This window comes from Streptomyces sp. CG4 (genome assembly GCF_041080655.1).
Lineage (GTDB): Bacteria > Actinomycetota > Actinomycetes > Streptomycetales > Streptomycetaceae > Streptomyces.
On record NZ_CP163525.1, the window covers coordinates 1,087,067 to 1,110,312 of the forward strand.

19 protein-coding genes and 1 pseudogene are annotated in these 23,246 nt (G+C 73.0%); 10 read left to right on the forward strand and 10 right to left on the reverse strand.

Translation table 11 applies throughout. From position 1 onward, the window contains the following. Complete coding sequence (locus AB5L52_RS05025; protein WP_369362761.1) at positions 1–969, reverse strand: GlxA family transcriptional regulator; 969 nt, start codon at positions 967–969, stop codon at positions 1–3. 71 nt (positions 970–1,040) lie between these two features. On the opposite strand from AB5L52_RS05025, the gene AB5L52_RS05030 reads away from it, so the two are divergent. Together AB5L52_RS05030 and AB5L52_RS05035 are read left to right on the forward strand one after the other, a co-directional pair. Then, the gene (locus tag AB5L52_RS05030) at positions 1,041–1,991 is read left to right on the forward strand and encodes an NADP-dependent oxidoreductase (RefSeq protein WP_369362762.1); all 951 of its coding nucleotides are present in this window, start codon (positions 1,041–1,043) and stop codon (positions 1,989–1,991) included. Positions 1,992–2,133: 142 nt separating this feature from the next. Next, positions 2,134–2,514, forward strand: a complete 381-nt coding sequence (locus AB5L52_RS05035; RefSeq protein WP_351030369.1) for an anti-sigma factor antagonist — start codon at positions 2,134–2,136, stop codon at positions 2,512–2,514. Positions 2,515–2,606: 92 nt separating this feature from the next. Here the strand turns inward: AB5L52_RS05035 and AB5L52_RS05040 are convergent, their stop codons facing one another. Continuing rightward, positions 2,607–3,554 carry a ribose-phosphate diphosphokinase gene (locus AB5L52_RS05040; RefSeq protein ID WP_351573155.1) on the reverse strand — a complete coding sequence of 316 codons (948 nt, stop codon included), beginning with the start codon at positions 3,552–3,554 and terminating at the stop codon, positions 2,607–2,609. Positions 3,555–3,750: 196 nt separating this feature from the next. Between AB5L52_RS05040 and AB5L52_RS05045 the strand changes: the two are divergent. Next, positions 3,751–4,596: pseudogene (locus AB5L52_RS05045) on the forward strand (family 16 glycosylhydrolase); the annotation flags it as partial. 25 nt (positions 4,597–4,621) lie between these two features. On the opposite strand, the gene AB5L52_RS05050 reads toward AB5L52_RS05045, so the two are convergent. Continuing rightward, positions 4,622–4,867 carry a hypothetical protein gene (locus AB5L52_RS05050; protein ID WP_351573152.1) on the reverse strand — a complete coding sequence of 82 codons (246 nt, stop codon included), beginning with the start codon at positions 4,865–4,867 and terminating at the stop codon, positions 4,622–4,624. 124 nt (positions 4,868–4,991) lie between these two features. On the opposite strand from AB5L52_RS05050, the gene AB5L52_RS05055 reads away from it, so the two are divergent. Beyond that, positions 4,992–6,032 (forward strand): PHP domain-containing protein, encoded by a 1,041-nt coding sequence (locus tag AB5L52_RS05055; RefSeq protein WP_369362763.1) that lies wholly within the window; start codon positions 4,992–4,994, stop codon positions 6,030–6,032. A 205-nt stretch (positions 6,033–6,237) separates the two neighbouring features. Here AB5L52_RS05055 and AB5L52_RS05060 read toward each other — a convergent pair whose 3' ends face one another. The 3 genes from AB5L52_RS05060 to AB5L52_RS05070 all read right to left on the reverse strand — a co-directional run bounded on the left by AB5L52_RS05060 (position 6,238) and on the right by AB5L52_RS05070 (position 11,911). After that, entirely contained in the window at positions 6,238–7,116 is an 879-nt protein-coding gene (locus tag AB5L52_RS05060) for an alpha/beta fold hydrolase (protein ID WP_369362764.1), read from the reverse strand. Positions 7,117–7,250: 134 nt separating this feature from the next. Beyond that, positions 7,251–8,540: an ROK family protein gene (locus AB5L52_RS05065; protein WP_369362765.1), complete on the reverse strand. Its 1,290-nt coding sequence runs from the start codon at positions 8,538–8,540 to the stop codon at positions 7,251–7,253. Between the two features lie 155 nt (positions 8,541–8,695). Beyond that, complete coding sequence (locus tag AB5L52_RS05070; RefSeq protein WP_369362766.1) at positions 8,696–11,911, reverse strand: cytochrome P450; 3,216 nt, start codon at positions 11,909–11,911, stop codon at positions 8,696–8,698. A 257-nt stretch (positions 11,912–12,168) separates the two neighbouring features. On the opposite strand from AB5L52_RS05070, the gene AB5L52_RS05075 reads away from it, so the two are divergent. The 5 genes from AB5L52_RS05075 (at position 12,169) to AB5L52_RS05095 (ending at position 17,723) form a co-directional block, all read left to right on the forward strand. Next, a complete protein-coding gene (locus AB5L52_RS05075) occupies positions 12,169–12,810 on the forward strand; it encodes a PAS domain S-box protein (RefSeq protein WP_369368814.1) in 642 nt (213 codons plus the stop codon). A 466-nt stretch (positions 12,811–13,276) separates the two neighbouring features. Continuing rightward, the gene (locus AB5L52_RS05080; RefSeq protein ID WP_351573137.1) at positions 13,277–13,771 is read left to right on the forward strand and encodes an FBP domain-containing protein; all 495 of its coding nucleotides are present in this window, start codon (positions 13,277–13,279) and stop codon (positions 13,769–13,771) included. A 258-nt stretch (positions 13,772–14,029) separates the two neighbouring features. Beyond that, positions 14,030–15,283 carry an aromatic acid exporter family protein gene (locus AB5L52_RS05085; RefSeq protein WP_369362767.1) on the forward strand — a complete coding sequence of 418 codons (1,254 nt, stop codon included), beginning with the start codon at positions 14,030–14,032 and terminating at the stop codon, positions 15,281–15,283. A 63-nt stretch (positions 15,284–15,346) separates the two neighbouring features. Next, positions 15,347–16,414: a hypothetical protein gene (locus AB5L52_RS05090; protein WP_369368815.1), complete on the forward strand. Its 1,068-nt coding sequence runs from the start codon at positions 15,347–15,349 to the stop codon at positions 16,412–16,414. 169 nt (positions 16,415–16,583) lie between these two features. Beyond that, positions 16,584–17,723, forward strand: coding sequence for a lactonase family protein (locus AB5L52_RS05095; RefSeq protein WP_369368818.1), 1,140 nt, complete (start codon positions 16,584–16,586; stop codon positions 17,721–17,723). On the opposite strand, the gene AB5L52_RS05100 is transcribed toward AB5L52_RS05095, so the two are convergent. Both AB5L52_RS05100 and AB5L52_RS05105 read right to left on the reverse strand, forming a co-directional pair. Further along, the gene (locus AB5L52_RS05100) at positions 17,691–18,416 is read right to left on the reverse strand and encodes a DUF2470 domain-containing protein (RefSeq protein ID WP_369362768.1); all 726 of its coding nucleotides are present in this window, start codon (positions 18,414–18,416) and stop codon (positions 17,691–17,693) included. The two genes, AB5L52_RS05095 and AB5L52_RS05100, sit on opposite strands and share 33 nt — an antisense overlap. 81 nt (positions 18,417–18,497) lie before the next feature. Beyond that, positions 18,498–19,103, reverse strand: coding sequence for a TetR/AcrR family transcriptional regulator (locus AB5L52_RS05105; RefSeq protein WP_351030398.1), 606 nt, complete (start codon positions 19,101–19,103; stop codon positions 18,498–18,500). A gap of 120 nt (positions 19,104–19,223) precedes the next feature. On the opposite strand from AB5L52_RS05105, the gene AB5L52_RS05110 reads away from it, so the two are divergent. Further along, positions 19,224–20,798 carry a cytochrome P450 gene (locus tag AB5L52_RS05110; RefSeq protein WP_369362769.1) on the forward strand — a complete coding sequence of 525 codons (1,575 nt, stop codon included), beginning with the start codon at positions 19,224–19,226 and terminating at the stop codon, positions 20,796–20,798. Here the strand turns inward: AB5L52_RS05110 and AB5L52_RS05115 are convergent. After that, complete coding sequence (locus AB5L52_RS05115; RefSeq protein ID WP_369362770.1) at positions 20,760–21,629, reverse strand: pentapeptide repeat-containing protein; 870 nt, start codon at positions 21,627–21,629, stop codon at positions 20,760–20,762. The two genes, AB5L52_RS05110 and AB5L52_RS05115, sit on opposite strands and share 39 nt — an antisense overlap. A gap of 287 nt (positions 21,630–21,916) precedes the next feature. Beyond that, complete coding sequence (locus AB5L52_RS05120) at positions 21,917–23,218, reverse strand: alpha/beta fold hydrolase (RefSeq protein WP_351030404.1); 1,302 nt, start codon at positions 23,216–23,218, stop codon at positions 21,917–21,919. Positions 23,219–23,246: the final 28 nt, after the last annotated feature.

The window sequence follows — 23,246 nt, forward strand, 5'->3', positions numbered from 1 at the left end:
TCAGCGCGCCTGCTGGAACGTCCGCCGGTACGCCTGCGGGGAGACCCCGATCGCCGCGTGCAGGTGCTGGCGGAGCGAGGCGCCGGTGGCGAAGCCGACCTCGGCGGCGATCCGGTCCACCGGCAGGTCGCTGGCCTCCAGCAGATGGCGGGCGCGGACGACGCGCTGCTGGATGAGCCAGCGGCCGGGGCTGAGGCCGACCTCGTCGCCGAAGCGGCGGGCGAAGGTGCGCAGGCTCATCCGGGCGTGGCCGGCGAGGTCGGTGAGGGTGAGCGGCTGGTCCAGCCGCTCCAGGGCCCAGGCACGGGTCGCGGCCGTGCTCGCCGCGCCGCTCTCCGGGACCGGCTGCTCGATGTACTGGGCCTGGCCGCCGTCCCGGCAGGGTGGGACGACACAGCGGCGGGCGACGGAGTTGGCCAGCTCGCTGCCGTGGTCGGTGCGCACGATGTGCAGGCAGATGTCGACACCGGAGGCGGCTCCGGCCGAGGTGAGCATGCGGCCGTCGGCGACGAAGAGGACGTCCGGGTCGAGGTCCACCCGCGGGAACCGGCGGCGGAAGGTCTCCGCGACCTGCCAGTGCGTGGTCGCCCGGCGGCCGTCGAGCAGCCCGGCCTCGGCGAGCACGAACGCGGCCGTGCAGATCGACACGATCCGGGCGTCGGGCCGGATGCGGGCGAGCGCCGCGGTGAGCTCGTCGGGCAGCTCGGCCGGGAGGTACGCGGGCGGCACGGAGGCGACCACCACCGTGTCCGCCGTGTCCAGGATCTCGGGGCCGTGCTCGACGCCGATCGTGAAGTCGGCGCTGGTGCGCACCGGGCGGCCGTCGACCGTGCAGGTCAGCACCTCGTAATGGCCGTCGGCGGCGCCGAGGATGCGACTGGGGATGCCCAGCTCGAAGGGGTAGACGCCGTCCAGGGCCAGGACGACGACCCGCTCGGGGCGCCGGGTGCGCAGCGGAACATCGGTCATGGCAGAATCCTAGCGAATGATGGCCATCATGCCATTTCCCGGCCGCGCGGACCCGGGCAGGCTGGGTGACCATGAGCGATGCGAACACGATGCGAGCCATCGGCCAGGACGTCCTCGGCGGTCCCGAGGTCCTGAGGGAAGTACAGGTGGAGCGGCCGGAGCCGGGCCCGAACCAGGTGCTGGTGCGGGTGCGGGCCGCCGGCGTCAACCCCACCGACTGGAAGCACCGGGCCACCGGCGGCTTCCTGGGCCGCCCGCCGTTCGTCCTCGGCTGGGACGTCTCCGGGGAGGTCGTGGCCACCGGGATCGGCGTGGCCGCCTTCACGCCCGGCGACGAGGTCTTCGGCATGCTGCCCTATCCCTACGGCCACGGCTCGCACGCCGAGTATGTGATCGCGCCGGTCCGCGCCCTGACGCACAAGCCGGCCTCGATCGACCACACCCAGGCGGGCGCGCTGCCGCTGGTGTCCCTGACGGCCTGGCAGGCGCTGACCGAGCACGCCGACGTCCAGCCCGGACAGCGGGTGCTGATCCATGCGGCGGCCGGCGGTGTCGGGCATGTGGCGGTGCAGATCGCCAAGGCGCGCGGCGCGTATGTGATCGGCACGGCGAGCGCGGGCAAGCACGGCTTCCTGCGGGAGATCGGCGTGGACGAGCCGGTCGACTACCGGACGACCGATGTCACGGAGACGGTGCGGGACGTCGACGTGGTCCTGGACACGCTCGGCGGGGACACCTCGGTCGCGTCGCTGAAGGTGCTGCGGCCGGGCGGTGTCGTGGTGTCGATCCTGCCGGGGGGCTCGCGGGAGTTCCACGAGGAGGCCGAGCGGCTGGGTGTACGGGCCGTGCGCATGCTGGTGGACGCCGACCGGACCGGGATGGAGGCGATCGCGGAACTGGCGGAGTCCGGGAAGCTCACGGCGACGATCGCCGGGACGTTCCCGCTGGCGGACGCGGCGAAGGCGCACGAAGTGGGCGACACGGGACGGACGACCGGGAAGCTGGTCCTTCTGGTCGACTGACGGTCGACTCGGCCCGGTTACCGGGCGGCAAGCGCCAAACTCGCAGACATATGTCAACCGAACATGCTCAAATTCCTTCCATCGAGGGTAACTTGACGATCGGGAGACCGACGTCCGGGCGCGGGTGGGAGGTGATGCCGTCGTGCCAGACGAGCCTGCACCGCTCACCCGTCACCTCCGTGTGTACGAGCACCGCGCGCACACGGTCCTGGAGCTGCGGGGCGAGATCGATCTGGTGTCGGCGACGGAGATCGGCCCGTCGCTGGACCGGATCACCGGCCGGCCCGGTGCCCGGGTCGTCATCGATCTGCGGCCGGTGGAGTTCTTCGACTGCTCGGGGCTGCGGCTGCTGTACCGGGCCCGCGCCCGGGTGCTGGACGGCGGCGGGCAGCTGCACCTGGTGTGCACGCACCCGCTGACCCTGCGCGTCTTCCGGGTCACGGGACTGTCCCGGCTGCTGCCCCCGCATCCCACGCTGGACGCGGCCCTGGCCCGGTCCGGCGCCGCGTCCGGCTCGCTGTGAGGCGTTCCTCGCGGCGCGGACCGGCGGACGATCCGGATGACCTGCCCGGCGCCGAGGAGTTCGGGCGACGAGGCGGTTCCCGTGCAAGCGCTCTACGACGGCTCGAACAGGGCGCTCACGGATTCACCGTTGTGAATGCGCCGTACCGCCTCCGCGAGCGCCGGGGCGATGGAGAGCACCCGCAGCTTGTCGGTGGGCTCCCCGTCCACGGGCACCGGCACGGTGTTGGTGCAGACGATCTCCAGCACGTCCGGCTGCTCGCTCAGCCGCTTCAGCGCGCCCGCCGCGAACAGCCCGTGCGTGCACGCCACCCGGACCGACCGGACGCCGGACTCCCGCAAGCGGTCGAGGAGTTCGAGCACGGTGCTGCCCTTGGCGATCTCGTCGTCCAGCACGATGACGTCCCGGTCGGTGACGTCGCCGATGACGGAGCTGATGCTCACCCGGTCGTCCGCGAACCGCTGCTTGGCCCCGGCCGCCACCTGGGCGCCGACGAGCCGGGCGAAGGCGGCGGCCTCCTTGGCGTTGCCGAGGTCCGGCGAGACGACCGTGGTGCGGCTCAGGTCGTACCGGCGGAAGTGCGCGGCGAGTTCGCGCAGCGCGTTGAGATGGTCGACCGGCACCGAGAAGAAGCCGTGCACCTGCGGGGAGTGCAGGGTCATGGCGAGCACCCGGCTCGCGCCCGCCGCCACCAGCAGGTCGGCGACCAGCCGGCCGCCGATGGAGATGCGCGGCGCGTCCTTCTTGTCGGAGCGGGCGTAGGAGTAGTGCGGCATGACGACGGTGATCCGGGCGGCGGAGGCGCCCCGGGCGGCGTCGCACATCAGCAGCAGCTCCACCAGGTGCTCCTGCACCGGCCGGACCAGCGGCTGGATCAGGAAGACGTCCCGCTCCCGGCAGTTGGCCTGCAGCTGCACCCCGAGGCAGTCGTTGGCGAACCGGCTGATCCGGGTGGGTCTGAGGGGCACTCCGAGGTGGGCGCAGACCTCGCGGGCCAGGTCGGGGTGGGCGCTGCCGCTGAAGACGGCGATGTCTCGCACGATCCGCTCCTTGCCTGATCGTCTCGGGCCGGGCCGTCATGCTATCGGCGGCCCGCCGTGCACCGGGGCACCGGTGGTCCACTTTCCTGACCTACCGTCAGGAACAGGTCTGTACCGGAGTCTTGACGCCCGCTTTTCTCACTCCTTAAATCAAGAGGCATCGCACCTCCACACCCCCCACGCCGAACGGAGAGCCATGGCCTCCCCACGCCTGCTCCGCCGATGCATCCTGGCCGCCCTGTCCGCCGCGCTGGTCGGCTCCGCCGCCGTCGGCCCGGCGCGGGCCCGGGCCGCCACGCCGGCGGCCGCGACCATCAGCACCTTCTCCGACACCTTCGACGGGCCCGCGGGCTCCGCCGTCGACCCCTCGAAGTGGACGCTGGAGACCGGGGACAACGTCAACAACCACGAGCGGGAGTACTACACCTCCGGGACCGACAACGCGGCCCTGGACGGCCAGGGCCACCTGGTGATCACGGCGCGCAAGGAGAACCCGGCCGGGTACCAGTGCTGGTACGGCAGCTGCCAGTACACCTCCGCCCGGCTGAACACGGCCGGCAAGTTCAACGCCCAGTACGGGCATGTCGAGGCGCGGATGAAGATCCCGCGGGGGCAGGGCATGTGGCCGGCGTTCTGGATGCTCGGCACGCCCGTGAACTGGCCGGACTCGGGCGAGATCGACGTGATGGAGAACGTCGGATTCGAGCCCTCGACCGTGCACGGCACCATCCACGGCCCCGGCTACTCCGGCTCGGGCGGCATCGGCGCGGCCTACTCGCTGCCGAACGGGCAGGCCTTCGCGGACGACTTCCACACCTTCGCCGTCGACTGGGCGCCCGGCTCGATCACCTGGTCCGTGGACGGAAACGTCTACGAACGGCGTACGCCCGCCGACCTGGGCGGGAAGACCTGGGTGTTCGACAACAAGCCGTTCTTCCTGATCCTGAACCTGGCCGTGGGCGGCTACTGGCCCGGCGACCCCGACGGCAGCACCCAGTTCCCGCAGCAACTGGTGGTGGACTCGGTGTCGGTGACGACGAGCTAGCGCGTGGCCGGGGGGCCGGGGCTCAGTGCAGCGTCCAGGTGTACTTGTCCCCGCCGACCCAGCGGACCACGTCCGGGTCGTCCATGTCGTGGATGGTGATGCCGTACGAGGCGGCGGTCTCCAGTACGTCGGTGACGTGCCTGGCCTCACCGATCACCTGACCGTCGATCTCCATGATCCGGAAGGGCGGCTCGCCCGGTTTGCCCTGGCACACACCGAGCACCAGGACCCGCGGATGGGAGATGTGCGGAACTCCTTGTTCGGTCATGCAATAGAGCGTAGAACGCATCCGGCGCCAGGGTGATCTGGACCGTCGGCCGCTACGGACCGTCCGTGGCCCGTCGCGGCACGACCCCGCGCCCCCAGGGGCGCCTGGGGCCACCCTGGTCCGTATGAATCCCCTCACCGCCCTCGACCGGATCGCCTTCCTGCTGGAGCGGTCGCTCGCGCCCGCCTACCGGGTGAAGGCCTTCCGTACCGCCGCCCGCACGCTGGCCGCGCTGCCCGAGGGCGAGATCGCCGAGCGGGCGGCGGCCGGGACGCTGGAGGCGCTCAAGGGGGTCGGGCCGAAGACCGCACAGGTGGTGCGGGAGGCGCTGGCCGGGCAGGTGCCGGGCTATCTGCGCGCGCTGGAGGAGGAGGTCGGGACGGCGCCCGCCGAGGGCCTGGGGGCCGGGTTGCGGGCGCTGGTCCGCGGGGACTGTCACACCCATTCGGACTGGTCCGACGGGGGCAGTCCGATCGAGCAGATGGGGCGGACGGCGGCCGCGCTCGGCCATGAGTGGACCGCCCTCACCGACCACTCCCCCCGGCTGACCGTGGCCCGCGGTCTGTCGGCACAGCGGCTGCGGGAGCAGCTGGAGGCGGTGGCGGAGCTGAATGCGCGGTGGGCGCCGTTCCGGCTGCTCACCGGCATCGAGTGCGACATCCTGGAGGACGGCTCGCTGGACCAGGAGCCGGAGCTGCTGCGGCGGCTGGACGTGGTCGTGGTGTCCGTGCACTCCAAGCTGCGGATGGACGCCCGCTCGATGACCCGCCGCATGGTGGCCGCCGTACGCAATCCGCACGCCGATGTGCTGGGGCACTGCACCGGGCGCCTGGTGACGGGCCGGGGGCGGCCGGAGTCCGAGTTCGACGCGGACGCGGTGTTCGCCGCCTGCGCCGAGTCCGGTACGGCGGTGGAGATCAACAGCCGCCCCGAGCGACTGGACCCGCCCCGCCGGCTGCTGCGCCGGGCCGTGGCGGCGGGGGTGCTGTTCGCCGTCGACACCGACGCGCATGCGCCGGGCCAGCTGGACTGGCAGATCCTCAGCTGCGCCCGGGCCGAGGAGTGCGGGGTGCCCGCCGAGCGGGTGGTGACCACCTGGTCCGCGGACGAGCTGCTGGCCTGGACCCGGGAGGGGCGAATGCCGGCCCGCGCGGCGAATCTCTGACGCGGCTGGGCCGGCCGAGCCGACCGGGCCGACCGGAGTGACCGGGCCGACCGAGGTGATCGTCACAGAGGGTGAGACAGGTCACGCACTGGTGTGGAACATCGAAGCATGGTTGCCTGTTAAACCAATTGCCCCGGCCGTGATTCCCCCCGTCGCGGCCGGGGCTCTCTCCTTGCCCGGTAGCCCGATAGCCCGGCAGGCGGCTCTAGGCGTTCGCCTGCGCCGCGGTGAGCGTGGCGTCCCGGGCGGCGGCTCCGGCGTCGATGAACGCGCGCAGGTCGGCCGTGAGCCGTTCCGCGTGGGTGACGAACAGGCCGTGGCCACCGTGCTCGTACACCTTCAGGGTGCCGTCCGGGACGAGCCGGGCCACGCGTTCCCCGGTGCGGGCCAGCGGTGCGGAGGTGTCGTCGGTGCCGTGCACGACGAGCACCGGCACGTTCACCTCGGGCAGCTCGTCGACGATGTCGAGGGCGGCGACCACGTCCCGGATGCCCGTCGCGGCGCGCGGGTCCGTGGACATGCATCGGTCGATCAGATGGCGGACGTACTCCGGGGACACCTCGTTGCCGGGCAGGTGCGCGGCGAAGAAGGAGTCGACCCCGGCGCAGAACCAGGCCGCCCGGTCGCGCCGGAACACCTCGTCGTCGGCACGCACGTCCGCCGGGTCCACGCCGTCCGGGGTACCGGGTGAGCGGACCACGCCGGGGCTGACGCCGGCGACGACGGCGATGCCGGCCGCCCGGCCGGCGCCGTGCCGGGTCAGACAGCGCAGCACCTCCGCGGTGCCGATGGAGTGTCCGATCAGGGTGACGTCGCGCAGGTCGAGGTGGTCGAGCAGGCCGTGCACATCGTCGGCGAGGGTGTCGAGGTCGAAGCCCGACCAGGGGGCGTCGGAGCGGCCGTGGCCCCGCCGGTCCAGGGCGACACAGCGGTAGCCGGCCTCCGCGAGCGGCAGCGTCTGGTACTCCCACATCTCGTGGCCGAGGTAGGCGCCGGCGACGAAGACGGCCACGGGACCGTCCGCGGGGCCGTGGTCGATGTAGTACAGGCGGGTACCGTCGACGGGGCTCTCGTAGTACGGCATGCGGTGCCTCCTCGGCTGTCCGGACCAGGTGCGACGCGGCTCCGTCGCGCTGACGTCCCCGATGCTCCCCGGATCGCGCGCACGGGTCGATTACCCGCCGGGTAAGGCCGCGTGCGCGGGAGACACCGTGCCGGTCAGCGCGGCGCCCGCTGCCGCAGCGCCGCCCGCCAGGCGGGCAGGCGATCCTCGGTGGCCGGTTCCGGGCGGCGGCCGCCGCTGGCGAAGAAGTCGGCCAGCGGCAGGATCGCGGCGCCGACGGTGACCGCGTCCGGGCCGAGCCGGCCGAGGTCGATGGTCACCTTCTCGGCCGGATGGCGCAGCGCGTACGTCGTCGCGTGGCGGCGTACGGCCGGCAGGAAACGCGCGCCGAGCTGCAGCCCGGCCCAGCCGCCGATGAGGATCCGCTCGGGCTGGAAGAGGTTGATCAGGTCGGACAGGCCGGCGCCGAGGTACTCGGCGGTCTCCTCCAGGACGGCCAGCGCGACCGGGTCGGGCTCGGCGCCCTCGGGCGGATAGGCGGCGGCGAGCATCGCGGTGAGCGCGGTCTCCTCGTCGGTGTCCTCGGGCGGCCGGCCGCCCGACTCGCGCCAGCGGGCCAGCAGCGACTCGGCGCCCGCGTAGGCCTCCAGGCAGCCGGGCGCGCCACAGCGGCAGCGGCGCCCGCGCACCCGTACCGTCAGATGGCCCCACTCGACGGCGCGTCCGTGCTCCACCTCCGGAGTGACCACGCAGGCGCCGACACCCGAACCGAAGAGCACGACCACGGCGTTGTGGGCGCCGTGCCCCGCGCCGAACCACATCTCGGCCTGGCCCAGGGTCTTGGCGCCGTTGTCGATGAAGTACGGGATTTCGTCGGGGAGTTGGGAGGCCGAGCGGAGCAGCCGCTCCAGTGGGACCGCGTCCCAGCCGATGGTCTGCCCATGGACGACGGCGCCCTGGTCCGGGGTGTGCTCGACGATGCCGGGCACCCCGACACCGACGCCGAGCAGCCGCTCGGGGGCGGCCTGTGCCGCGCCGAGGACCTCGGCGACGCCGTCGCGGATGTGACCGGCGATCACCTCGACGTCGTAGCCCTGCGGGGTCAGCCGGCGTTCGGTGCGGGCGAGTTCGGTCAGGGCCAGGTCGAACAGCTCGACGCGGACGCGGGTTTCACCGACGTCGACGCCGATCAGCTGTCCGCTGTCCGGGGCGACGCGCAGCAGCGTGCGGGGCCGGCCGCCGTCGGAATCGACGCTGCCGGCCTCCTCGACCAGGCCGTCCGCGATCAGATCGGCGACCACGTTGCTGACCGAGCCCGAGCTCAGGCCGGTGGCCGGGCCCAGCTCGAACCGGCTCAGGGGGCCGTCGAAGTACAGCTTCTGCAGCACCGCCGTGCGGTTGCCCCGCCTGAGATCGCGTACCGTGCGCCCGTTGCGCGCCGCCATACGGCTCCCTTCACGAACCCGTCCCGACCTGCAACATACCCCTTCGGACGGCCGGAACGCGAGATTCTCCCACCCCTTAGTTCACGATCTGAGCTAAGCGGGCCGAGACAGCCCCGCGCCACAAGGGGCGCGGGGCGACGTGTGCGCGATGCGGCTCAGCCCGCCGCGTACACGTCCTCGACGTAACGGCCGTCCGCCACCAGCGTGCTGAGCCAGCTCTCGGCCGCCGCCTCGTCGCTGCCCGGGGTGCGCTCCCGGTACAGCGTGCGGAACGCCTCCCGGACGCCGGGCGCCATCCGGGCGCCGTCGCCGCAGACGTACACCCGGGCGCCGGAGTCCAGCAGTTGCCAGATCTCGTCGGCCTCGGCGGCGATGCGGTGCTGCACGAAGGCGGCGCCGTTCTCGGGGGCGGCGCTGAAGGCCGGGCGCAGCGAGACGGCACCGGCCGCCTCGGCGGCCCGCAGTTCCCCGGCGTGCAGGAAGTCGGCGTCGGGGGCGTCGCAGCCGAAGTACAGCAGTGCGGGCGGGAGTTGGGCGCCGGTGGCGCGGGCCGCGGCGCGGTCGGCGACGGCGCCGCGGAAGGGGGCGAGTCCGGTGCCGGCGGCGACCATCACGACCGGCGCCGAGCCGTCGATCCGGAAGACCTCGCGGCAGGGCTGGATCCGGGCGTGGATCACGTCGCCGGCTGTTCGGGTGGCGAGGTGGCCGGAGCCGGTGCCGCGGTAGCGGCCCTTGCCGGAGCGGGCGGGGGCGTCCAGGACGGAGACCATGAGGTCGATGTGGTCCGGGGCGGCCGCCGGGGAGGAGGAGACCGAGTAGTGGCGGGGCTTGAGCGGGGTCAGCAGGTCGAGCAGGACCGGCCAGTCGAGCGCGCCGCGCAGCGCGGGGTGGTCCTCGGCCAGCTCCAGCAGGGTGCGCGGATCGTCGTCGCCGAGGGCGGCGAGGGCGGCACGCTCGGGTGGGCAGGGGTTGGCCGCGGCGAGCAGGCCCAGCTGCCGGGCCGTCGGCCGCTCCTGCAACTCGACGTGGTGCGTGAGGAGTTGCCGTACGGACAGCGGGCGGTCCACGGCGAGGCCTCCCCCACGCTCGGCTCCGCTCGCGCGGGGGGACCCCCATCGGCGCGGACGGGCGGCCCGGATGTCCAGGACGGCATCCGGGTCGAGGCCGAACGCGGCGACGGCGCGGTCCACCAGCTCCGGGGCGTTGGCCGGCAGTACGGTCAGATGGTCGGCGGTGCGGTAGGTGACGCCCTCGGGCAGCGCGATGCGCAGGAACCGCTTGGTGCGCGGGTACCCCGGCGCGGTCAGGTCGTACGCCTCGGTCACGGTCATCGGGACCAGTTCGTGCCGGGCGGCCACGGCGTCCAGCGGGCCGCCGGTCAGCGTGCGGACCTCGTAGGCGTGCGTGGGTTCGGCGGAGTCGTCCCGCAGGGCGTCGGGGTCGCCGTACTCCGTCAGGAGCGCCGTGCGCAGCCGGGTCGTGAACTCCCGTACGGCGCCGGTGAGATCGCCGGAGGCATCGGCGGCGGCGCGGTCGGTCAGGCGGGTGGCGCCCAGCTCGGCGAGGCGGGCGTCGATGCGGGTGGGGACGTGCTGGTAGGTGGCGGCCCAGTTGCGGTCGCCGACGCCGAGGACGGCGTAGGTCACGCCCGTCAGGTCGGAGGTGCCGTCCAGCCAGGCGGCGAAGGCGGCGGCATCGTCGGTGGGGCGGCCGTTGTAGGAGGCGGCGGTGATGACGACGGGGCGGTCGCTGGGCAGTCCGTCCGCGTAGGCGTCCAGGGCGGCGACCTCGGTGGCGCAGCCCACGGCGGCGGCCTCGTCGGCGAGCTGGGCGGCGAAGGCGCGGCAGGTGCCGTAGTTGCTGCCGTGCAGGAAGAGGGCGCTGGTGCCGGGGCGGACGCGGGCCGGGAGTGTGTCCGGGGCGGCGGTCGCCTCGGACTCGGTCACGGCGGCCCCGGGCAGCGCGGCGTGGGCGCGGTCGGCGGGGGTGCGCGGGGTGAGCGTGAGGGTGAAGCCCTCGGGCTTGAGGGTAAGGGTCTCCTTCACGGTGAGCCGGTAGCCGGCGTGGTCGTGCAGCCGGTAGCGGTGGACCAGCAGGGCGAGCAGCATGGTCGCCTCGTGCAGCGCGAACTGCCGCCCGATGCAGGCGCGTTCACCGGTGCCGAAGGGCTTGAAGGCGTGCACCGGGCGAGCCGCCTCCGCCGCGGCGGTGAACCGCTCGGGGTCGAACAGCTCCGGGTTGTCGCCCCACACGGGCTGCCGGTGCAGCATCGGGGCGACCACGGTGACGGCCTGGCCGGCCCGGAGCGGGATGCGGCCGCCGAGCAGGGTGTCCTCGCGGGCGTGCCGGCTGAAGGCGGCCGCGGTCGGCCACAGCCGGAGCGCCTCGTTGAGGACCTGGCGGGTGTAGGCGAGCCGGCCGATGTCGTCGTACGACGGCTCCGGGTCGGCCGCGTCGCCCCACAGCGCGTCCGCCTCGCGCTGCACCAGCCGGAGCACGGCGGGGTGCTTGGCGAGGTAGTACAGGGCGAAGGACATGGCACCGGAGGTCGTCTCGTGGCCGGCGATCAGGAAGGTGATGACCTGGTTGCGGATGTTGGCCGCGTCCAGGGGGGTGCCGTCGGCGGGGTGCGGTGCGCTGAGCATCAGCCCGAGCAGGTCCTCGGCGCCGCTCTGGTCGGTGCCGGCGCGGGAGGCGATGACGTCGTCCACGACCTGGGCGAGGTAGTCGGCGTCCGCGCGGAAGGCCGTGTCGGCGGCGGAGTGGTCCTGGCCGGGGGTGCGGCCCAGCCGGTTCATGCTCCACTCCAGGCAGCGGACCATCGACTCCACGAAGGGGTGCGGCTCGCTGCGCTCGAAGGAGCCGAAGTCGTAGTCGAATCCGGCCAGCCCGATGGTGTCGAGGGTCATGCGGGTCATGTCGTCGGCCACGTCCACGGCCTGCCCGTCGCGGGCCGCGCGGTCCCAGGAGTCGATGAGCCGGCGGGCCACCTTGAACATCACCGGGTGGTAGGTGCGCATCGAGCCGAGCGCGAAGGCGGGCATCAGGATGTCGTGCGCCTTGGCCCAGTTGGGCTCGTCGTTGTAGGCGGTGAACAGGCCGTCGGCGGCGAATTCCCGCACGTTCTCCAGGGCGGGCCCGATGTGCTTGGCGAACCGCTCCTCGTCGGCGAGGTCCGCGACCAGATCGGCGTCCGCGACGAACAGCACGTCCCGGCCGTGCAGCCGACGCACCAGTACCGGGCCGTGGGCCCGCATCAGCTCCATGATCTGCTGCATGGGGGTGCGGCCGGGTCCGGTGGCGGTGATGTCGACGACGGGGACGCCGGGCAGGGTTCCGGCCGGATCGGGGCGCAGTGCGGTGGGAGCCATGGCGCGACAACTGCCTTTCGCGGTGACGGAGTACTCGCGGTAACGGAGCACTGGGATCCAGGGTGGTCGACCTGTGGGGCGTACCCGCGCCACGGCACTACACGATCGTGCAGTCAAAACTCGGTTGGGGGCCTTGCGCGGCCCCGGCGCCGCGCCCTGGGGGCGTCCGGTTTGCCGCTGACCTGGATCCACGTCTTGGATGAGGTCTTGGATGAGGTCTTGGATAAGAGGGTGGCTGGACACTTCGGGAGGTGGCCGTGGACGCGGGGCGGGCCGACGGGGTCGTGTGGCGCAACCGGGCCCTGACCCTCTTCGACCGGGTGTCGGTGCCGGTCGCGGTATGCGACGTGTACGGCCTGGTGGTGCTGGCCAATCCCGCGATGGCGGCCGAGTGCGGTACGACGCCGGGGCGACTGCGCGGCCGGGACGTGCTGGAGCTGTTCCGCCCGCAGGAGACGGGCCAGGTGGAGCGGATCGCCGAGGCGCTGCGGCTGCGACACCGCTCGCGCTACCAGGTGTCGGTGCGCTGGCGGGCGCCCGGCGGCGCCGAACGGTTCGGGGAACTGACCGCGGACCCGGTGAGCGACAGCGTGGACGAGACACCGACCCTGCTCGTGATGCTGCGGGTGCGGGGCGAGTCCGCGCCGCCCGAGCCGAAACCGGTACGGGTCACGTCGGTGGAGGGCCGGGTACTGGCCCTGCTGGCGGGCGGCGCCACCACGGCGGCCGCCGCCCGCGAACTGGGCCTGAGCAAGGACGGCGTCACCTACCACCTACGGCGCCTGTCGGCCCGCTGGAACGCGGCCACCCGCACGGAACTGGTCGCCCGCGCCTACGCCTTGGGGGTCCTCGCACCCGGAGTGTGGCCACCGGAACCGAGGCCGACCGAAACGGGGTGAACCACGCCGCCCGTCCCGCACCAGGGCGGCAACCGCCGGACAGGCCCTGCCCCCACGCACCGGGATTCGCCGAGGCCGAGCCGGACGTGCCGGGGGCGACCGAGGCCCAGCCGGGAGCACAGGAGGACGCCGAAGCCGAGCCCGGACACGCCCGAAGCCACCCGGGCCGAGCCGGACGCGCAGGAAGCGACCGAAGCCGAGCCGGAACAGGCAGAGCCGGAAAGCGCCGAGGCTCAGCCGGAAGTGCCAGAGGACGCCGATGCCGAGCCGGACCAGCGGGTCCGGTCGCCGCCGGGGTCGAGCGGCGGGCCGGACAGCCCGGCGGCCACGTGGTACAGCGCCTGCCGGGCACGCGACGGCAGCCCGTGCCGGAAATCCATTGGCCCGGCCTTCCCGTGGCTACGTAGGCTAGCCGTGAACCTAGATCTATTAGGTTCACGGTCACGAATCCGGAAGGACTCCCCCCATGAAATCGCTCACCGAGCAGGACATCCGCAACTCGTTTATCAACTGCTCCAAGGGGGAGGCCAAGCGGCTGACGGTCCCGCGGGACCTCGGCGAACGCCCGTGGGACGACCTGGACTTCCTGGGCTGGCGCGATCCGGGCGCACCCGACCGCAGCTATCTGGTCACCGAACGGGGCGACCGGCTCGTCGGCGTGGCCCTGCGCTTCCAGACCGCCCAGCGCGGGTTTCTGCACCGCAGCATGTGCTCGCTGTGTCTGACCACGCATCCCGGTGGCGGGGTGACGCTGATGGCGGCGCGGAAGGCGGGCGCGGCGGGCCGCGAGGGCAACTCGGTCGGCCTGTACATGTGCACCGACCTGGCGTGTTCGCTGTACGTACGGGGCAAGAAGGTGCCGGAGTCCGGCGCCCGCTTCGAGGAGAGCCTGACGACGGAGGAGCAGATCGCCCGCACGACGGGCAATCTGTCCGGGTTCCTCGACAAGCTGTATACGTGACCGTTCGGGTCATAGCCGTGGATCTGCCGGTTGGTGAGCTGGAAGCCGAGGATCGCGACGTTCTTCGGACAGAAGTCGCGGGTGTCGAGGATGCTCGGCTCCAGGGCCACGTTGCCGAGGGAGACGACCCGGCTCACGGCTGAGTGGCCGATTCTCCACCGCCGAGATCACCGCAGGCCACGCTTGCGGACGGTTTCCGTCCTCGATCCGGTATCCCCATACGTTCGACCCGCCCGAGGAACGGGAACAGGCCAAGGGATGCACGACGTACGCAAGTGGCCCGCGGGACTCCTGCGCCTGCTGAAGCGCCGCCGGGAGCCGGTGGTGGTCCAGACGCTGCGGTCGGCGACGGCGGCGACCATCGCCTACGTCGTCGCCCTCCGGCTGAGCCCCGAGCCGGCCCCGCTCACCGCGCCCCTGACCGCGCTGCTGGTCGTCCAGGTGACCTTCTACGCCACCCTCACCAACGGCATCCGCCGGGTGAACTCGGTGGTGGCCGGGGTCCTGGTCGCCATCGTCTTCAGCGTGCTGGTGGGGCTGACCTGGTGGAGCCTCGCGCTGCTGATCGTGGCCGCGCTGGCCGTCGGGCACCTGGTGCGGGTCGACGAGTACGTGGCCGAGGTGGCGATCAGCGCCATGCTGGTCCTCGGGGTCACCACCGTCGGGTTCACCGCCTGGGCGCGGATCGTGGAGACGCTGATCGGCGCGGTCGTCGGGACGGCCTGCAATCTGCTGCTCGCACCACCGGTGTGGGTGGACGAGGCGGGCCGCTCGATCGAGGACCTGGCGCGCCGGGTACGGCAGTTGATGCTGCGGATGGGTGAGGAGGCCGCCGGCCGGACCCCCTGGGAGCGGGCGGCCGAGCGGCTGCACGAGGCGCGCCTGCTGGACCAGCACATCGCCCATGTGGACGCCTCGCTGCGGCAGGCCGAGGACAGCCTGCGGCTCAATCCGCGCGTCAGGGAGGGGCTGCTGCACCGGGTGGTGCTGCGCACCGGTCTGGACACGCTGGAGATCTGCACGGTGGTCCTGCGGGTGCTGGCCCGGTCCCTCACGGACCTGGCGAAGGCGCGCGGGGCCGAGGACCTGTTCCCGCCCCGGGTCGGGGCGACCGTGGCGCAGCTGCTGTCGGAGATCGGCGACGCGGTGGTCAGCTTCGCGGTCCTGGTCACCACCCATCTCAGCGAGAACGCCGAGTCGGCGGAGGCCCGCCTCACCGCCGAGCTGCACACCGCGGCCGGCACCCGGGACCGGCTGGCCGAGCTGCTCCGCGAGGAGGTCGCCGAGGACTGGGCGAACTGGCAGCTGCTCGGCGCCGTACTGACCGAGACGACCCGGATCGTCGACGAGCTGAACACCGAGCACCGTGCCCGCCGCCTGCTGGAGGAACTGGACCGGGTCTCCCGCGAGCATCGGGCGAAGCTGCCCCGGATGACCCGGCTGCGCGAGCGGCTCGGGGTGCAGGAGGAGCTGTGGCGGAACCGTACGGGGTTCGGCGAGCGTTCTCGGTGAGGACGAACGTACTCACGGGAGGTGAGCGTTCCGATGCGAGAGCTGGACGAAGGGGGCGACCGGATGGCCGGTTCCGGGGTGCGGATCGACGGGAACACATTGCGGCTGCCCGGCGGGGTGGCGGTGCGTTTCGTGCGCACGCTGCGGCTGCCGGAGACGGGCACGCATCCGCTGCCGCCGGGGCTGGGCGAGTTCCCGGTCCGGCGGGTCGCGGACCATGCCGACACGGTTCCACCGGAGTGGCGGGCGCGCGGTGGCGTGATGCTGCCGGTGTATCTGCGCGAGGCGATGTGGCTGAGCTTCTCCAGGACGACGGAGCCGGCCGCGCTGCAGGTCGGGGTCGGCAAGGTGTGCGCGGTGTCCGGGCGGCCCTGGAGCGACCGTCTCGCCCGGGATCCGCAGAACTACGTGGTGCTGCCCCGCCAGCCCTGGCTGGACGGCATCAACTCCGGAAAGGGCACGGTCCGCCAGTTCGTCGCCGTGCCGCTGGGCCTCGGTGCGACGGTGGAGGGGCAGGTCACCGGCGAGGAGGTGTGGGGCGGGGTGCAGCTGCAGTCTTTCCCGCTGAAGGAACCGCAGCTCACCGAGTGGCGGCGCCGCGAGCGGGAGCGGGCGGAGGCGCGGCGCAGATCCCGGGCGGGCGGACCGGCGGGCGGGTTCGGCGCGCCGATGACGATGATGGCGTCCGCCCAGGGCGCGCCGGGTGCACCGGGGGCGCCGGCCGCCCCGGGCGCCCCGCAGACCGGTGGCGCCGCGATGGGTCTCGGTGTCGGCGGCACCATGCGCCAGGAGGTCTACCGGGACGAACGGCCGCTGACGGACTGGTCCGAGCAGCCCGCCGGGCGTGTGTTCGTGCACCTGGTCACGCCGCCGCAGTGGCGGCGCATCACCGGTGAGGCACCCCCGCCGTCACCGGTGGACCGGGCGGCGTATACGAACGCGGGACTGCCCTGGTACGACTACTACGACGCCGATGCCGAGGATCTGGCCCCCACCGACACCCTGGAGGAGGTCAAGCCGGTCGGCGAGTGGCTCGGGGACGACCTGGACCCGTGGCAGCCGCCGTCCGCGGATCAGGTGACCCCGCTGAAGGACGCGCCGGGCAAGCCGGTCGAGGACGGCGAGTGGTGAGTCGTCGCGTTGCGCGGTGCGCAACTCCCGTTGCCCTGCTTGCCGTTGCCCGACGGCAGGGGCCAAGGTGGCTGTCACGACGGGGGCCGACGACGACCTGAGGTGCGCCATGGACACGGAGGCAGCGGCGATGGACCGGCGCTGGAGCAGGCGCCGGTTCGTCGGGGCCATGGCGGGCGCGGCGGCCGTGGTGACGGTGCCCTCCCCGGCGACCCCACCGGCCGGCACCACACGCGAGGCCGACGCGCCGTGGCCCGCCGCCCCGCCCTCCGACGAGTCCGGGCCCCGGCCGCTCTGCATCGGCACCTACACCTCGGTCGACGGCGGCGGCACCGGCATCGGGCTGGCCGCCTACGACCCTCGGACCGGCCGGATCACCGGCTCCGGCACCCTCACCGGAGTCCCCGACCCGTCGTATCTCGCCGTCCACCCGGACGGCCGCACACTGTACGCGGTGGACGAGCGCCAGGACGGCGGGGTGACGGCCGTACGCCGCGCCGACCGGGAGATCCTCGGCACCCGGAGCACGGGCGGTGCGGGGCCCTGCCATCTGTCGGTGCACCCCTCCGGACGCTGGCTGCTGAGCGCCAACTACCAGTCGGGCAGTGTCGCCGTGCATCCGATCGACGCCTCGGGCGCCCTCGGCGAGCGCACCGACCTGGTCACGCACACCACTCCGGCACCGGGTCCGGGTCAGGACGGGCCGCATGCGCACCAGTTCATCACCGGTCCGGACGGCGGCCATGTCCTCGCGGTCGACCTCGGCACCGACACCGTCTACAGCTACCTCCTCGACCAGGCGAAGGGCACGCTGACGGAGGTGGCCCAGGCGCACACCCGGCCCGGGTCGGGCCCCCGCCATCTGACCTTCCATCCGGACGGCCGCCACGCCTATCTGGCCAACGAGGTGGACGACACGGTCGCCGTCTGCGCCTACGACCCCGGCGCCGGGCGGCTGACGATCGGCGAGCCGCAGGCGACGGGCTCGGGCGGCGGCACCAACTATCCGGCGCAGTTCGCCGTGACGGCGGACGGCGGGTACGCGTTCCTGGCCAACCGGGGCCACAACAGCATCGCGCGGTACGCGATCGAGGCCGACGGCGCCCGGCTGCGGCTGCTGGGCACCGTGCCGGTCGGCGGGGACTTTCCCCGGCAGCTCGCCCTCTCGCCGGACGACGGGCTGCTGTTCGCGGCGAACCAGCACTCCGGCACGGTCACCGTCTTCCAGGTGGGCCGGGCGAGCGGTGAACTCCGGCCGGCCGGCGAGCCGTTCGCCTCACCCGTCGCCGTCTGCGCGCTGCCGCTGTAGCGCACGCGGGCAGGTCGTGGCGCTGGCCTGCGCCAGCAGGGCGTGCATGCGCTCGGTGAGCTGGGCGACGTCGTCGGCGGGCGTGTGGAAAGACAGCCGCACGTCGCCGTGGGCGCGGGTGCGCTCGATGCGCAGGGTCAGTCCGTGCCGGTCGACGGCGAGGGGCAGCACACGGGTCGCGGCGTGCAGGCTCTCCGGCCGCACGAGGCGGGTCAGCCGCTCGACGGCGTCCGGGTGGGCGTCGGCGAGGTGGGTGAGGAGCCGGGCCTCGGCGCCGGCGAGCGGGTCGGGCCGCGCGGCGGCGAAGTCGTCGAGGTCGATGACGACGGCTCCGGAGGACTGCCGCAGCACCACCCGCGTGGGCCGGAACAGCAGGGTGCCGCGGTCCGGGGCGAACCAGCCGGCGAGATAGAGCCGGGCGCGGATCCGGCCGCGTACCGGTACGGGGGCCACGTCGGCGAACTCCAGCACGGCGGAAGGCTCTTGGCGCGGAGCGCAGACGGCCGCCGTGAACAGGGTGCTGTCGTCGGGCACTTCCAGCCGTACGGCGCCGTCGTCGGTCACGGTGTGCGCGCCGACGTACTCCTCGCGGGCACCGTCCGCGGTCACCGCACACGACCAGGCGGTGGCCAGCACCGACCGCGCCCGTTCAGCCGCTCCGGGTGCGGCCGTCCAGTCCTGCGTGTCACCCATCCCGAGACCTCCTTAGGTAAGCCTTGCCTAACCTATCGGAGATCGGGGCGCACGCCAACCATGTCCCACCGGCGGGCGGGATCAGCCGATGACACCCAACAGCGCCCGCGCACACAGGTCGCGCACCTGCTCGCGGGTCAACTCGCCGTCGCGCAGCCACTCCAGGCACACGGCGGTGGTGAAGGCGAGCCAGCCGCGCACGGCCAGCCGCACCTGCGGGGCACCCTCGAAGACCGGCCCGAACTCGGGGTCGGCGGCGAGCGCGGCGAGGATCTGCCGCTCCTGCGCGGCCAGGGCCCGCTGATAGACCCGGCGTACGGCCTGGTCGCCGGCCGCGTCGGCGCGATGGAAGGCGCGGAAGCCGTGGGCATGCGCCTGGACGTAGCCGAGGTAGGTGTCCAGGCCTGCGGTGAGCTGCTCGCGCACCGGCACGCCGGGCACGGCCGCCGTCATGCGCAGCATCCGCTCGCTCTCGCGCTCGACGACCGCCGCGAAGAAGTCCCGCTTGGTCGGGAAGTAGTGGTACAGCAGCCCGCGGGAGACCCCGGCGATCTCGGCGACCTGCTCTATCCACACGTCGTCGTACGGGCTCTCGGAGAACAGCTTCGCCCCGACCGACAGCAGCTGCTCACGGCGTTCCCCGGTGCTGAGTCTGCGCCGGGCTCGCTCCCCCTGGTTCGCGGGCATGGCCTCACTTTACTTGACGTGGGTTCAACAACCGGCCCAGACTGAAACCGGCTATTGAACCCACGTACAACACGCGCGTCACTGTTTCAACGGTCCGCTGGATCAAGGGAGATCGGCGTCATGGCGGAGACGACGGAGACCACGAAGACCACCGCGACCACGGACACCGGCCTGCCGAAGGGTTTCCGGAGCGCCGAGCAGGGCTGGCCCGAGCTGCGCCGCATCCCGCATCCGCCGCGCCGGCTGCCGCTGCTCGGCGATGTGCTCGGCGTCGACCGGCGCACGCCCGTGCAGGACTCGATGCGCCTCGCGCGCGACCTGGGACCGATCTTCCGGCGGCGGGCCTTCGGCAAGGAGTTCGTGTTCGTGTGGGGCGCGCGGATGGCCGCCGACCTGGCCGACGAATCCCGGTTCGCCAAGCACGTGGGTCTCGGCGTGGCCAATCTGCGGCCGGTCGCCGGGGACGGCCTGTTCACCGCGTACAACCACGAGCCCAACTGGCAGCTGGCGCACGACGTCCTGGCGCCCGGCTTCAGCCGGGAGGCCATGGCGGGCTATCACGGGATGATGCTGGCGGTCGCCGGGCGGCTGACCGATCACTGGGACCGCGAGGCGGCGGCCGGGCGCACCGTGGACGTGCCCGGGGACATGACCAAGCTGACGCTGGAGACGATCGCGCGGACCGGCTTCGGGCACGACTTCGGCTCCTTCGAACGGGACCGGCCGCACCCCTTCGTCACCGCGATGATCGGCACGCTCACCTACGCCCAGCGCCTGAACAGCGTGCCCGCGCCGCTGGCCCCGCTGATGCTGCGCGCCGCCGCGCGGCGCAACGCGGCCGACATGGCCCATCTCAACCGCACGGTCGACGACCTGGTCGCGGACCGGCGCCGGTCGGGCCGCGGGGACGGCGACCTGCTGGACCGGATGCTGGAGACGGCCCACCCGGCGACGGGCGAGAAGCTGTCGGCGGAAAACGTCCGCAGGCAGGTGATCACGTTCCTGGTCGCGGGCCACGAGACCACCTCGGGCGCGCTCTCCTTCGCCCTGTACTACCTCGCCCGGCACCCCGGGATCGCCGCCCGGGCCCGCGCAGAGGTGGACCACGTCTGGGGCGACACCGCACAGCCCGGCTACGACCAGGTCGCCAAGCTGCGCTACGTCCGCCGGGTGCTGGACGAGTCGCTGCGCCTGTGGCCGACCGCCCCGGCCTTCGCCCGCGAGGCCCGGCACGACACCGTCCTCGCCGACGACCACCCGATGCTCCGGGGCGCGTGGGCGCTGGTGCTGACACCGATGCTGCACCGCGACCCCGAGGTCTGGGGCGAGGACGCCGAGCGGTTCGACCCGGACCGCTTCGACGCGAAGGCCGTACGCTCGCGGCCCCCGCACACCTTCAAGCCGTTCGGCACCGGCGCACGGGCCTGCATCGGCCGCCAGTTCGCCCTGCACGAAGCGACCCTGGTCCTCGGCCTGCTCCTGCGCCGCTACGACCTCTCGGTCGACCCCGCCTACCGGCTGACCGTGACCGAACGGCTCACGGTGATGCCGGAAGGACTGCGGCTGGAGCTGGACCGGCGGGCGGTGCCGCCGAGCAGGGCTGAGGAACAACGCCCGAACTCGGACATGGCCGCACCCCCGGCGGAACCCGTCGTGTCAGCGGCCCGCTGTCCAGTGCGCCGGTCGGCCGACTGACCCCGGCAACCGGGTCCCGGCGCTGCCCCGCGCAGCGTTCAGCTGGGGCTGGGTGAGGAAGAAGGCACCGGTGAGGTCCGCGTCGGTCAGGTCGGCGTCCCGCAGATCCGCACCGATCATGTCCGCGTCGCGCAGATCGGCGCCGGTGAGGTCGGCGGCGATGAGATACGCGCCCCGCAGACTCGCCCCGCGCAGCTCGGCGCCCCGCAGCCTGGCCCCGATGAGATCCGCTCCCCGGCGGTCCTTGCCCTTGCCCTTGCCCTTCTTGCCGCCCTTCCCTTCGAAGGCACCCGCCCGGGCCAGCTCGCTGGTCCGCAGCAGCAGGACGTTGACCTGCTGCCGATGCGCGGCCACGTCCAGCGCGGCCAGCTCCTCGGGGCTCTGCCGGGTCAGCTGCTCGGTCTCCTCCAGCACCCGCCGCAGATCGGCATGGACGGGGCCGGCGGCGGGCAGACCGAGCGCCTCGGTCAGGTACCACAGCAGCTCGTGCAGCTGCCGCACGACCGGGAACACGTCGAACATCCGGCGTGCCTGCTCCTTGGACCCCGTACGCCAGTCCTGCCCGCCGAAGGTGAGCTGCGAGACCTTCTGTCCGGCGCCGAAGCAGTCGTAGACCGTGCAGCCGGTGAAACCCTTCTGCCGCAGGTCGGTGTGGATCCCGCAGCGGTGGTCGCCCTGGAGGTTCGGGCACGGCTTTCCGGCGGGCTTGTTCAGCGCGAAGTCGGCGGACGCGGCGAAGGGCAGGGCGACACAGCACAGCCCGAAGCAGCTCGCACAGTCCCCGCGCAGCTCCGAAGCGGCCCCGGGAGCGCCCTCTGTCTGATCTGGCACAGGGGACAGCCTACTGGGCTCCCTCGTCCCGCATTCAGCAGGATCGCGCAGGTCAGGGGCGTCAGCGGCCGAAGAGCTCAGGAACGCGCGGACGTAGGCCTCGGGATCCTGGCCAGTCAGCGCCTTGAGATAGCTGCGGTGTTCGCGCTCCAGGGGTCGCGGTGGTTGAGGGTGAGGACGAGTTCGGGCCGGTGGCGGCGGATCGCGGCGGGATCGGGGGTGGGTCTGATGGGGCGCCCATTGTCTGCCTTCGCCTGCCATCTGCCGTCTGGCGAGTGCGCGCCCTCTCACACCTCGTCGCGTGCCAAGGCGAGCAAACGGTCCAGGACGCGCGGCGCCCCTGCGCGCAGGCCGTCGTGTTCGAACTCGTCCGTGACCCAAGTGCGCAGGCCCCGGATCGCGCGGGCGGTCTCCAGGGAGTGTGCGGCGTCGACGTACATGTCGTCGTGGTAGATCGCGGCGGCGACCGGGACCTCGTTGGCGGCGAGACGGGCGGGGTCGTACAGGGGCTGCCAGTCGGTGCGGGCGGCGAACAGGGCGGCCGTCTCGCGCAGCGGGCGCAGCGCCGGGTCGGTGTCGAACATCCAGGGGTGGATCGTCTCCCCGGTGAAGAGCACCGGGCCGTCGCCCGTGAGGGCCTTCGCCGCGTCGAACTGGGCGAACTCGGTGCGGACCCGCTCGGCGGCCCAGGCGGTGGGGCGGGCGTCCTGGCCGTAGATCGACTCGTGGACGAGTGCGTAGAGGGGGTGCCCGGCGTGCGACAGCAGGGACTGGGCCTGTTCCTGGAAGGCGTCGGACAGTTCCGGGCCGCCCAGTGTGCGCACGAAGGCGTCCTCCAGCAGGTGGTGCAGCAGGTGGCTGCCGTCGGTCGTGCCCAGCATCAGGCCCAGGGACTGGAAGGCCTCGACGGTGAGACGGTAGCCGTTCGGCAGGATCACGTCGTGGGTCAGCAGGTGGTCGGCGATACGGCGGGCCCGCTCGACGTCCTGTGGGTAGCGGGCGTAGTGCGCGGTGACCTTGCGTTCGATGCGCGGGTAGGCCGCGCGGTAGACGTCGTCGGCGTGGGCGTGCAGGGAGGGCAGGCCTCCGGTGATGACGGCGGTGTCCAGGCCCTCGGGGGCGAGGGAGAGGTACGACACCGTGCAGAAGCCGCCGAAGCTCTGGCCGAGCACGGTCCACGGGGCTCCGCCGGTGAGCTCGGGGCGGATGGCCTCGCAGTCCCGGACGATCGAGTCGGCGCGGAAGTGGCCGAGGTAGTCGGCCTGAGCGACACAGTCGCCGCGCAGTGGGAGGGTCTGCCGGGTGGCGGGGGTGGAGCTGCCGGTGCCGCGCTGGTCGAGCAGCAGGACGCGGTAGTCCTTCAGCGCCCGGTCGAGCCAGGCCTGACGTCCGACGAAACGATTCGCCCCGAAGCCGGGCCCGCCCTGGAGATACAGCAGCCACGGCAGGTCCTGCCCGGCCTTGTCGCTCGCGACCGCCTCGCGGGCGTACAGCTCGATCGTCTCGCCGTCCGGGGCGGCGTGGTCGAGTGGCACGGTGAAGCGGCGGTCGGTGAGGATGACGCCGGGCTGGCGGTAGCTGAGGCTCAACGGGTCTCCCGGGGCGGATGGGACGGGT